General features: G+C 47.3%; 2 protein-coding genes. Both read left to right on the top strand.

The features are described 5' to 3' along the window. Positions 1-266: 266 nt before the first annotated feature. Positions 267-653, top strand: coding sequence for a hypothetical protein (locus LC093_RS20185; RefSeq protein ID WP_226669303.1), 387 nt, complete (start codon positions 267-269; stop codon positions 651-653). Positions 654-796: 143 nt separating this feature from the next. Beyond that, on the top strand, positions 797-1,246 hold the full coding sequence (locus LC093_RS20180; RefSeq protein ID WP_226669300.1) for a DUF5063 domain-containing protein: 450 nt from the start codon (positions 797-799) through the stop codon (positions 1,244-1,246). The last annotated feature ends 230 nt before the right edge of the window (positions 1,247-1,476 follow it).

Genomic DNA, 1,476 nt, shown 5'->3' with positions numbered 1-1,476 from the left:
AACGGTCTCTCGACAGAGGAGCCAGGCAGGCATCGAACTACCGCATAAAAGGCCTCTGGTTGCAGCCAGAGGTGGGCCTCAATTTTGCCCGTTTGAGTGAGCATGTACACCATACAAGCGCAAGCAGTATGCTACGGCCCTTCGGGCCTTCGCGGGACGCCCAACGCTATGCACCTTTTGTGCGGGTCGCTGCGCTCCCAGTTTCGCACAAAAGGTGCATAGCATTGGTCGCCCCTGTTGCGGGCGTTAGCCACAAGAGCAAAAGCATGGATGACTTGAAACAATCAGCTCAAGAGCTAGCAGAGCACGAAGATCTTGTGGGTATTTATATAGCATCTGAAGATGGCGAATTATTGCTCCATGTAAAAGGACCCAAACAAGCGGAGCTTGGCTATATACAATATTACTTGTTTGGCGGAAAAGACGAGATCAGATCGACTTACGCAGGCCTTGAAAATATGATTCTTCCGCAAATGTATGCACAAGGCGACGAAAGGGCAGTGTACTCAAAGCTTGGCAATATTCTATATGGCCTCTTTTATGTAGAAAATTTGCATGTTCTTGAGCACTGGGAAAAATCAAAGTTGCTATCAAGTCGGATTGAATCATTAGTCAAAAATACTCCTGCATTGCGGCAGTACACCGATGGCTAACAAGGCCGGGCAATTCGCTCCGGGCCTGCGGCCCTCCGCGGGACAGCTTACCCTGTGCACCTTTTGCGCGAGTCGCTGCGCTCCCATTTTCGCGCAAAACGCGCACAAGGTAAGCTGCCCCTGCCGGCGGCGTTAACTGCAAGATGAATATCGAAGCATCAATCAAAGAATTTGTAGATTTCGTTCTGGTTGAATCCGGAGAGGAGGGTGATCTCGGATTGCTACTGGGGCATCTCGATAAACTTCCAATCATAGTTTCTTCTGCAAAGTTCACCTTTGATGAAAAGGAGTATGGCGATGCTCCCAATAACGATTACAAAACAATTAGATCAAAGGTTGAGTCAAGATTCCCAAAGATTGGCTACTACAACACTGTATTAGAAATTTCTGAAAATCTAGAAAGTACGAGAATTTCGGTTGGAGATGCTGTTGATGATCTGGCAGATATCTTAGGTGATCTAATAGATGTTCTCTGGTATTTTGAAAATACCTCAGAAGACGATGCGTTATGGCACTTGGAGCAAAGTTACATTTCACATTGGGGGTTGCACCTAAGAAATCTTCAGCTCTATTTGCACGATCTCTGGTGGTAAGCAGTTAACAAGGCAATGCAGCCGACGTCTTACTTTGTGCGCTTTTTGCACGGTCGCTGCGCTCCCATTTTCGTGCAAAAAGCACACAAAGTAAGCCGCGTCTGATTGCGGCGTTAGGCATCCACTAGAAATGGCACATGTAAGTAGATCGAAAGCGTCTCTGCGATTCATAGGTGACTCTCTCAACCCCAAGGAGATATCAGATCTTTTCGGGTGTGAGGGAACAACCA

The organism is Microbulbifer aggregans, from assembly GCF_020524005.1.
Classification (GTDB): Bacteria; Pseudomonadota; Gammaproteobacteria; order Pseudomonadales; family Cellvibrionaceae; genus Microbulbifer; species Microbulbifer aggregans_A.
The sequence above is the reverse complement of the archived record's forward strand: the minus strand, read 5'-3'. Positions and strand labels throughout refer to the sequence as shown.